The organism is Flagellimonas flava (genome assembly GCF_050617915.1).
Taxonomy (GTDB): Bacteria; Bacteroidota; Bacteroidia; order Flavobacteriales; family Flavobacteriaceae; genus Flagellimonas; species Flagellimonas flava_A.
This window is the reverse complement of the sequence record NZ_JBODQE010000145.1, coordinates 1-242: the sequence shown is the minus strand read 5'-3', so window position 1 is coordinate 242 and position 242 is coordinate 1. Positions and strand designations below refer to the sequence as shown.

The 242-nt window shown below is 43.4% G+C and carries 1 protein-coding gene; it reads right to left on the bottom strand.

Annotated features, from left to right (window positions below):
- A partial coding sequence (locus tag ACRHOZ_RS21320; protein ID WP_431130373.1) for a SusD/RagB family nutrient-binding outer membrane lipoprotein occupies positions 1-242 on the bottom strand: 242 nt, incomplete at both ends.

Sequence of the window (242 nt, the reverse complement as noted above, 5' to 3'; positions counted from 1 at the left end):
CACCTGTATCTACCAAACGTGTCTGAAGATATAATTTCATCTTCAAGGTATTGGCTGCTTTTACCCACTTTGTATAGTCGTAATTGTAAAACAACTCTACAGCTGGGTTCGCCGATGCCGTGTTGGTAAAATTGACAATGGCCTGATCCAACAATGCCAGTGCTGCTTCATAAACCCATTGGCCACTATCCAAATTGGCATTTACAATGGCCGGCGCCTGAACAGCTTCAGTATACGGAATA